At 70.3% G+C, this 8659-nt stretch carries 10 protein-coding genes; 3 read left to right on the top strand and 7 right to left on the bottom strand.

Going from position 1 to position 8659, the window contains the following annotated elements; translation table 11 throughout:
* Nucleotides 1-151: 151 nt before the first annotated feature.
* Together VJS38_RS19195 and VJS38_RS19190 are read right to left on the bottom strand one after the other, a co-directional pair.
* Nucleotides 152-1498 (bottom strand): glycosyltransferase, encoded by a 1347-nt coding sequence (locus VJS38_RS19195; RefSeq protein ID WP_324089754.1) that lies wholly within the window; start codon nt 1496-1498, stop codon nt 152-154.
* 189 nt (nt 1499-1687) lie between these two features.
* Nucleotides 1688-2143, bottom strand: coding sequence for an Hsp20 family protein (locus tag VJS38_RS19190; protein WP_324089753.1), 456 nt, complete (start codon nt 2141-2143; stop codon nt 1688-1690).
* A 268-nt stretch (nt 2144-2411) separates the two neighbouring features.
* Here VJS38_RS19190 and VJS38_RS19185 point away from each other — a divergent pair, with 268 nt between their 5' ends.
* On the top strand, nt 2412-2720 hold the full coding sequence (locus VJS38_RS19185) for an SCP2 sterol-binding domain-containing protein (RefSeq protein ID WP_324089752.1): 309 nt from the start codon (nt 2412-2414) through the stop codon (nt 2718-2720).
* Nucleotides 2721-2729: 9 nt separating this feature from the next.
* Entirely contained in the window at nt 2730-4139 is a 1410-nt protein-coding gene (locus VJS38_RS19180) for an alpha/beta hydrolase (protein WP_324089751.1), read from the top strand.
* Between the two features lie 4 nt (nt 4140-4143).
* Here the strand turns inward: VJS38_RS19180 and hisN are convergent, their stop codons facing one another.
* Both hisN and VJS38_RS19170 read right to left on the bottom strand, forming a co-directional pair.
* Nucleotides 4144-4956: a histidinol-phosphatase gene (gene hisN / locus VJS38_RS19175; RefSeq protein WP_324089750.1), complete on the bottom strand. Its 813-nt coding sequence runs from the start codon at nt 4954-4956 to the stop codon at nt 4144-4146.
* A gap of 31 nt (nt 4957-4987) precedes the next feature.
* Nucleotides 4988-5377 (bottom strand): helix-turn-helix transcriptional regulator, encoded by a 390-nt coding sequence (locus tag VJS38_RS19170; protein WP_324089749.1) that lies wholly within the window; start codon nt 5375-5377, stop codon nt 4988-4990.
* 126 nt (nt 5378-5503) lie between these two features.
* On the opposite strand from VJS38_RS19170, the gene VJS38_RS19165 reads away from it, so the two are divergent.
* Entirely contained in the window at nt 5504-6418 is a 915-nt protein-coding gene (locus VJS38_RS19165; RefSeq protein WP_324089748.1) for a lysophospholipid acyltransferase family protein, read from the top strand.
* A gap of 14 nt (nt 6419-6432) precedes the next feature.
* Here the strand turns inward: VJS38_RS19165 and VJS38_RS19160 are convergent, their stop codons facing one another.
* From VJS38_RS19160 to VJS38_RS19150, 3 genes are all read right to left on the bottom strand, one after another.
* Entirely contained in the window at nt 6433-6654 is a 222-nt protein-coding gene (locus VJS38_RS19160; protein WP_324089747.1) for a DUF2093 domain-containing protein, read from the bottom strand.
* Between the two features lie 28 nt (nt 6655-6682).
* Nucleotides 6683-8131 (bottom strand): exodeoxyribonuclease VII large subunit, encoded by a 1449-nt coding sequence (xseA, locus tag VJS38_RS19155; RefSeq protein WP_324089746.1) that lies wholly within the window; start codon nt 8129-8131, stop codon nt 6683-6685.
* Between the two features lie 257 nt (nt 8132-8388).
* On the bottom strand, nt 8389-8659 hold a 271-nt coding region (locus VJS38_RS19150; RefSeq protein WP_324089745.1), incomplete at its 5' end, for a GcrA family cell cycle regulator.

Here is an 8659-nt window from a genome sequence, read left to right as displayed (position 1 = left end):
CCGGTGGCGCAGACAAGCCTGAAAGGTTCGCGCGTATTCTCCAGCAGGCTGCTCAACGATTCCTGCATTGCGCTGAAGCGTTCTCTCTGCGTGAGGACGATCGTCACGCGCGGCGTGGGCGAATGCTTAGGCATGGCTGCGTTATCGCTCCTTACTGTGGCGGCCGAAGCACCGTTTGATAGGCGCGCGTCGTCAGCGCGGCTGCGGCGTCGATGGAATAGGCGCGCTCGATACGCTGGCGGGCGCGCCGGCCCATCTCAGTCCACTCGTCGCGTCGATCGATGAGTGTCCGGAGCGCGTGACACAGCGCGCGGGAATTGGCTTCAGGCGCCAGCACGCCGGCGTCGACGCCGGCGACCAGTTCCGGAATGCCGCCGTGAAGCGTGCTGACGAATGGGCGCTCCGCCGCCATCGCTTCCTTCAAGGTGTTGATGGAGGCGTCCTGGTCGCCGTTGGACGCCGTCGTGCATGGCGCCAGGAAGATGTGGGCGTGGGCCAAGGCGTCGGCGACTTCCTGTTGCCCCGCCGCCCCGGTGAAGCGGATGCGCCCGGCGAGCCCCGCCGCCGCCGCTTCATTTTCCAGCGCGCCGCGCAGCGGACCTTCGCCGATGATGCGGCACTCGAAATCGACGCCGTCGGCGGCCAAAAGGGCGAGCGCTTGAACGGCGTAGGTAAAGCCCTTCTTCTCGACCAAGCGCCCTACGCCGAGCAGGCGCAGTTTCTGACCGGGCTCCCAGGGATTGGGACGTGGAGCGAACAGCTCGACGTTCACCGCCGAGGGAATGATCGTTGTCCGTTCCGGCGGCGCGCCAAGTTCGATCAAGCGGTCGCGGAAGAACCCGCAATTCGTCAGGAACCCGTCGGCTTGCGCAAAAACCCGGCGATAGACCTTCTCGCCGCGTTCGCGCAGGTGGCTCGAGATGTCGTAGCCGCGAAAATGTCCGAATACGCGGCCGGAGAGAAAGCCCGCATCCCGATGGTTGAGCACGACATCGGCGAGCGTACCGAATTGCGCGTGGAGAATGTCGTACCGGCCGCCGCCACGGAAGATGCTCGCCTCATGCAAGGCGATCAGGCTGGGGGCGTCCTCGCCGAAATGCTTGCGTTCCCACGCCGCGGCCACGCTCGCGCCGTGGCGAGCGAAGAGCCTTGCGGCCGCCAGAGGCGCCAATGCAAGGCGTCGGCGCGGCCGCTCGCGCAGGCGGAACACCTTGCATCGCCAGCGATCGCGGAATGGGGCCAGCGCGTCGTTGCACTTGGCATGCGCCTCGCCGTCGCCATGCAGCGCATAGATGTCCACCTGGTGCCCGGCGCGCACCAGTCCCGCGGCGGCGTTGATGATGAACGACTCGGATATGACCGGAAACCGGTGAACGAAGAAGGCCACTCGCAAGACGTCGGCCTGCGCCTCCGGGCGCGGCGACAAGACTGCCGGCGTGGGCAGATCGTGGAGCCTGGCCGTTCCAGGATTTCTCGTTCGGGCGGCCGACACCGACATTCCGTCTCCCAAGCGCTGCAACAGATCCGCCTAGGCCGTAGTCCTTGGCGGCGGCATTTGGTTCCAGCGCTTGTTTCGGGCCTGACATTCGCACGCGTCCGGGATCGCGATCGCGCGCCGAACCCGGGCAAATGAAAAGGGCGGCGCCTCTCGACGCCGCCCTCTCGGGTCAGTCCATGGGCGGACCGTTTACGCCGCTTTCTCGCCTTCGATCGCCGGCGCGCTCGGCGCGGTGGTGATCTCCACGCGGCGCGGCTTCAGCGCTTCGGGCAGCTCGCGCTTCAGCGAGACCGACAGCAGGCCGTCGGCGAGGCTGGCGTCCGTCACGACGACGTAGTCGGCGAGCTGAAAACGCCGCTCGAAGTTGCGTTCGGCGAGGCCGCGATGGAGGTAGCGGCGGGCGTCGTCGTTGGCGGCCTTGCGGCCCTGGACGGTGAGGAGGTTCTCCTTCACCTCGATATTGAGCTCTTCGGGACGGAAGCCGGCCACCGCCATCTCGATGCGGTAGGCGTTCTCGTCGGTGCGCTCGATGTTGTAGGGCGGATAGCCGCCGGCGCCGTCGGCGGTGGCGGCCTCGAGCAGCGAGGCCAGTCGGTCGAAGCCGACGACGGAACGATAGAGGGGCGCGAAATCGATCGTACGCATGGGTTCACATCCTTCTTCAGAAGCAAGGTTGCGTTCTCTGTTCGAGGCGGTCGGCGACCCGGATCGGCGTCGCACAGCGTCTCGGAAGGCCCGGACATCCAGCGCCTTCGGCAGTTCAGTTAGGCGCCGGTTTTCGGGGTTCAAGGGCCGGGGCGCCGACGGCAGCGACGGAATGACGCTCCGCTGACGCGCGACTCGCCGCGGCGCTGACGGTTTACTTCACCCGCGCGTGAAGCGAAGCTCGAAGGCGAATCGAGGACCCGGGGGCATGGCGACGGTTGAAGAGATCACGGAGCGAATCCGCGGCGCGGTCGCATCCGGGCCGGATCTCGGTCAGCGCCTGAAGTTCGACCTCAAGGGCGAGGGCGTCATCCTCATCGACGGCGCGTCGGTCAGCAACCAGGACGGGCCGGCGGACCTCGTCATCACCATCAGCCGCAGGGACCTCGAGGCGCTCGCCAAGCGCGAACTCGACCCGATGCGGGCTATAATGACGGGGCGTATGAAGCTGTCGGACATGGGGCTGGCGATGAAGCTCCAGCCCGTCATTCAAACTCTGTTTGCCAGAGCGGTGTAGGGAAGCGCCATGGCCGAGCTTGCGCCTCTCGTCACCACGCCCGACGCGCCGGCCCCGCCGGGCGGCCAGGCCGAGTGGTTCAGAGGCGCCGGCGGCGCCCGCCTGCGGGCGGCGCTGTTCACGCCCGAGGGCCGGGTCCGCGGCACGATCATCCTCTCCGGCGGCCGCACCGAGCCGATCGAGAAGTACTATGAGACCATCGGCGACTTCCTGGAGCGCGGTTTCGTCGTCCTGGCCCACGACTGGCGCGGGCAGGGGCTGTCGGTGCGCGAGCTGGGCGACCGCCACAAGGGCCACGCCCGCGGCTACAAGGCCTATCTGGACGACTTCCAGGCGCTGCTGAGGACTTTCGAGGACCGGGCGCCCAAGCCCTGGGTGGCGGTGGGCCACTCGATGGGCGGCTGCCTGACGCTGCTGGCGATGGCGCATGGCGAGCGGCGGTTCTCCGGCGTGATGCTGTCCGCCCCGATGCTGGGCGTGAAGACCGGCAAGGTTCCGCTGAAGAGGGCGCGCTTCGCGGCGCGCATGAACATCTTCATGGGGCGGGCGAACCGCTATGTGCTGGGCCAGCCGGGCGATCCCTTCGCCGACGCCTTCGACGGCAACATCCTGACCCACGACCGCGCCCGCTTCGCGCGCACCTGCGGGCTGATCGCCGCCGAGCCGGACCTGGCGCTCGGCGCGCCGACCTGGGCGTGGCTGGACTTCGCCTTCAAGGCCACCGCCTACCTCGCCAAGCCCGAGCGGCTGCGCGAGATCACCGTCCCGGTGGTCATCGTCTCGGCCGAGGACGACCAACTGGTGGCCAACGCAGCCCTGGAGGCTGCCGCGCGCCACCTTCCGCAGGGCAAGCTCGTCCGCGTGCCCGGCGCCTACCACGAAATCCTGATGGAGACCGACCCGATGCGAAACATCTTCCTGAGGGCGTTCGACGCGCTCACGGGCCGCGCCGCCCCCAAGCCCGCCAACGCGCCGAAGCCGGTCGCGGCGACGCCGCCGGCGGCGGCCCCCGTGGCCGAAGCTCCGAAGCCCGCTCCGGCCCCTGCGCCGGTCGCAACGACGCCGACGCCCGTCGCCGAAGCCCCCAAGCCCCCTCCGGCGGCCGAAGCGCCGACGCCTGTCGAGGCCAAGCCGGCCGCTCCGAAGGCTGCGGCCAAGAAGCCGGCGGCCCCGAAGCCTGCGGTGAAGAAGCCGGCCGCCAAGGCGCCTGCGAAGACCGCGGCCAAGGCGCCCGCGCCGGCCAAGAAAGCTGCTGCGCCGAAGCCCGCTGCGAAGGCCGGGGCGGCCAAGCCGGCGGCGAAGGCGGCCAAGCCTGCGGCCACGAAGGCTCCCGCCAAGGCCGCGGCGTCGAAGACCAGCGCCGCGCCGAAGACCGCCGCGCCGAAGAAGCCTGCTGCGAAGAAGCCGGCTTCGGCCTGATCGCCTACTTCGCCGACCGGCGCAGCGCGATCAGCGCCTCCTCCAGGCAGGCCCGGTCGCCAGCGACCGCCACCTGGCCGCCGTGGGGGCCCACCGGCCGGCCGCGCCAATCGGTGACGAGGCCGCCGGCGCCCTCGATGATCGGGATGGCGGCGTCGATGTCCCAGGCTTTCAGCCCGGCCTCGACCACCAGGTCCATGGTGCCGGCGGCGACGCGGGCGAAGGCGTAGGCGTCGCAACCGGTTCGTGCGAGCTTGGCCGCCGCGCGCACCTGGGTCCAGGCGCCCAGCTCGGTGCCGTCGAACAGGCCCTCGGGATCGGTGGTGGCGATCACCGCGTCGGTCAAGAGCGGGCAGGGGCGCACCTTGAGCGGCGTCGTCGCCTGCGGGGCGATCAGGCGCGATCCGCCGGCGTGGCCGAGGTAGATCTCGCCGAGATAGGGCTGGGAGATCGAGCCCAGCACCGGGCGGCCCTGATGGCGCAGGCCGATCAGCGTGCACCAGGTCGGCAGGCCGGCGATGAAGGCCCGCGTGCCGTCCACCGGATCCAGCACCCAGACGAACTCGGCGTCCGGCCGGTCCTCGCCCAGTTCCTCGCCGATCACCCCGTGGTCGGGGCAGAGCTCCTGAAGGAGCCGGCGGATCACCTTCTCGGCGCCGACATCGGCCTCGGTCACCGGGTCGAAGCCGGCGGCCCCGCCCTTGTCGCGCAGGCCGTGCTCCGCGCGGAACAGCGGCAGGATGTGCATCGCGCTCGCGCGGTTGAGCTCGAGGAGGATGACCTCCAGGGCTTCGAGCTGGTCGGGGGAAAGCGTCATGCGACCGCTTTACCCCGACCGAGGCGCCGCGTCAGGCCTCGACGTCGCCGCCGTTCAGCGATTTCGCCAGGTCGAGCAGCCGCCGGCGGGGCCGTTCGCTCAGGCTGTAGTAGGCGCGGATCAGGTCGCGGGTCTCCTTGCGGGTGTAGACCTCGCGGTGGCCGGGGGTCTCGCCGCCTTCGCGCGCGCGAAGTTCGCGCTGCGGGCCAAGGCCCTCGTAGAAGTAGCTGATCGGCACGTCCAACACCTGGGAGAGCTGCCAGACGCGCGCGGCCGACATGCGGTTGGCCGCGCACTCGTACTTCTGGATCTGCTGGAAGCGCACGCCGCAGGCGTCGGCCAGCTGGTGTTGCGTCAGGCCGAGCAGCCGCCGGCGCCGGCGCAGCCGCCTGCCGAGATGCTCGTCGATTTCGTCGCTCATGCCCCAATTCCCGAAAACTGGTGTCGGGCGTTCCAATCCGGGACGCCTGGGCCTGAGGTCGCAAGTCGCGCGCCACACGAACGCCCGGGAATTGCGCAGAGGGGGCCAGGCCGCCTATCAGGGGAGATGGCCAACGACTCCCCGTCGCGCGCACAGCAACTGCTTTGGCGGGTCGAGGTGTTCGCCTACGACCTCTTCGCCGGCGTCATGCGCGTGCTGCCGGTCGACGCGGCGTCCGATTTCGGCGCCTGGCTGTTCGGCCGCCTGGGGCCGCTGACCAGCTCCGACCGCACCGTCGAGCGCAACCTGCGGATCGCCTTCCCCGACGCGTCCGAGGCCGAGATCGCGAACTTGAAGACGGCCCAATGGGCCGAGGCAGGCCGCTTCCTGGCGGAGTTCCCGATCGTCGACCGCATCGTCCGCGATCCGTCGCGGCTGCAGGTGGTGAACCGCGAGCGCCTCCTGGCGGTCGCGGCGGGGCAGGGGCCGGTGGTGCTGATCTCCGGCCACTTCTCCAACTTCGAGATCATGGCCGCAGCCATCGTCCAGGCGGGCGTGCCGGCGCACGTCACCTACCGCGCGGCCAACAATCCCCTGTTCGACCAGCGCGTCCGCGAGAGCCGCGCGCGCTATGGGGTGAAGCTGTTCGCGCCCAAGGGCTCGGATGGCACGCGGGAGATGATGCGCGCCTTCCAGCGCGGCGACTCGGTCGCCCTGCTCAACGACCAGAAGTTCAACGGCGGCGTCGCCGCGCCCTTCTTCGGCGTCACCGCGCACACCGCGCCGGGACCGGCGACCTTCGCGCTCAAGTTCGGCATCCCGCTGCTGCCCATGAGCGTGCAGCGGGTGAGCAAGGCGCGCTTTCGAGTGGTCGTCCACGAGCCGATGGTGCTGGAGAACACCGGCGACCGCGCAGCCGACGTCGAGGCTGGCGTGCGCCGCATCAACGCCTTCATGGAAGAGCGCGTCCGCGAGCGGCCCACGGAGTGGTTCTGGGTCCACAAGCGCTGGCCGAAGGAGATGTACAAGAAACCGGGATAGCGGCTGATCGCGCCTCAGACCGAGCCGGTCTCCTGGAAGCGCTGGCTCGCCTCCACCGCGCTGGCGTAGGCCTCCTGGCGCGCGGCGCTCCAGTAGCGCAGCGCCTCCAGCGGGATCTTCACGCCGGTGACGGCGCACAGGACGTACCGGCCGGGCTTGAGCACGGCGAAGTCGCCGTCTCCGTAGTGCAGCTTGGCGAGGTCGGCGCCGGCGAATTCGGGATCGTGCGCGTTCATGGGCGCATATGTAGCGCGCGCCGGGCGCTCAGAACAGGTCGCCCTGTTCCGGCGTCGGCGCCTTGGCGCGCGGCTTGCCGGGTTTGGCCGGAAAGGCGGGCGCGGCGCCCGCGCCATCGATCACCGCCTCGCGGGTCACCTGGTCGCCGAACTTGATGTGGACCTCCTCGCCGCCGGCCAGCGAGGCGCCGGCGCGCACCAGCGAGCCGTCCTGGCGCGTCACCCGCGCGAAGCCGCGCTGCAGCGGCCGGTCGGGGTCGACCGAGACGTAGAGCTTGGAGAGGGCTTCCAGCCGCTCCGACAGCCGCTCCAGCTTGCGTTCGGCGGCGGGCTTCAGGCGCAGCGCCAACGCCTCGAGGCGTTGGCGCTGCACGGTCTGTGGCCGCTGCAAGAGGAGCGGGGAGAGGCGGCTCGCCACCCGCACCAGGTCGCGCTCGTGCAGGGCGGCGTTGCGGGCCAGCGCCGCGGCCAGCTTGCCGGAGACGATGTCGAACCGCTGCTCGGCCAGCCGCACCAGGTCAGGTACGCGCTTCAGCGCCCGGTCGGCGTGGGCGATCCGGTTGCGGCGGTCCTCGACGACGCGGCCGCCGCAGCGGTGCATGCGCGCGCCGAGGTCGGCGACCGCCGCCTTCAACTCCGCCAGCACCGGCGTCGCCATCTCGGCCGCCGCGGTCGGCGTCGGCGCGCGGCGGTCGGAGACGAAGTCGATCAGGGTGGTGTCGGTCTCGTGGCCGACAGCGCTGATCAGCGGGATCGGGCAGTCGGCGACCGTGCGCGCCAGCGCCTCGTCGTTGAACGGCCACAGGTCCTCCACCGAGCCGCCGCCGCGGGCGACGATCAGCACGTCCGGCCTGGCCACCGGCCCGGCCGGGTCCAGGGCGCAGAAGCCGCGGATGGCGGCGCAGACCTGGCCGGCGGCCGCATCGCCCTGCACCACCACCGGCCAGACCACCACCTGGCAGGGCCAGCGGTCGCGGATGCGGTGCAGGATGTCGCGGATCACCGCCCCCGTCGGGCTGGTGATCACGCCCACCACCCGCGGCATGGCCGGCAGGGGCTGCTTGCGCGAGGCCTCGAACAGGCCCTCGCCGGCGAGCTTGGCCTTCAGCCGTTCGAGCTGGGCCAGCAGCGCGCCGACGCCGGCGGCCTCCATGGTCTCGATGACGATCTGGTAGCGCGAGCCCGCCGGATAGGAGGTGATCTTGCCGGTGACGATCACCTCCAGCCCCTGCTGCGGCCGGACCGACAGGCCGCGCACGCTGCCCTTCCACACCACCCCGTCGATCGCCGCGCGCTCGTCCTTCAGCGTCAGGTAGACGTGGCCGTTCGAGTGATGGGTGACCTTGGACAGCTCGCCGCGCAGCCGCACGAAGCCGTAGGCGTCCTCCAGGGTCCGCTTCAGGGCGAAGGCCAGCTCCGAGACGGAATAGGGCCTGGCGTTGCCGCTCGATTCGGTCTCGGGGGCGAGTTCGGTCATCGGTGGAAGGTAGCGGGTCGAGGCAGGGAACCCAATGGGGCGCCTTGCAGCAAAGTTCTCGAAATGTTCTTATCTGTGCGCTGTCATCCCGGAATCCGCGCAGCGGATGTCCGGGATGACAGACGCAAAAGAGACGGAGCTGAAGCCGCGCTGGGGCCTCAAGCTCTAAACGAGAAAGGGCGCGTTCCCCGGCCTTGGCTCGGAAAACACGCCCCCATCCCCAACGGATCTTACGCCCCGTTCTCTCCTCGGGAACCCTAGATGTAGCGGCGCAGGCTGCGGGCCAGCTCGGAGGCGCTGGCCTTCTTCTTGGCCTGGGCGGGCTGGTAGGCGACCTGGCTGTGCTCGTGGCAGTAGGGGCCCTCGCCCGAGCGGCGGCCGCAGAAGGTGAAGCTATCCAGCGAGGGATCGCCGATCGGCCATTTGCACATGTGCGCGCCCAGCGTCAGCACCGTGGCCATGCCCGGCGCTTCCTCGACGTAGCGGGCCGGCGAGGGCTGGGCGGCGACGGCCATCGGCGCCGGCTCG

It is taken from the genome of Phenylobacterium sp. (assembly GCF_035276905.1).
Lineage (GTDB): Bacteria > Pseudomonadota > Alphaproteobacteria > Caulobacterales > Caulobacteraceae > Phenylobacterium.
Note: the sequence above shows the minus strand (reverse complement) of the source record. Positions and strands in the feature narration are given on the sequence as shown.